1 pseudogene is annotated in these 242 nt (G+C 36.8%); it reads right to left on the bottom strand.

Annotated elements, in window-relative coordinates:
- A pseudogene (locus tag SB717_RS38955) lies at positions 1 to 242 on the bottom strand (arginine--tRNA ligase); the annotation flags it as partial.

Here is a 242-nt window from a genome sequence, read left to right as displayed (position 1 = left end):
AATTTTACGACACTCCAGCTATGATCGTCTTTTAAAGCAAACGTACATGTTTCAAATTCTACACTTTCTTTTCTTAAAATAGAGCAAGCACGTGCATGTGTGTACTGTACGTACGGGCCTGTTTCTCCTTCAAATTTCAGCATGTTTTCTAATGAGAATTCAATATTGTGCATACGCTCATTTTTTAAATCGTGGAAGATGATTGCACCAACACCGACTTGCTTTGCTACTACTTCTTTTTG

This window comes from Priestia sp. SIMBA_032 (assembly GCF_046535215.1).
Lineage (GTDB): Bacteria > Bacillota > Bacilli > Bacillales > Bacillaceae_H > Priestia > Priestia aryabhattai.
Note: the sequence above shows the minus strand (reverse complement) of the source record. Positions and strands in the feature narration are given on the sequence as shown.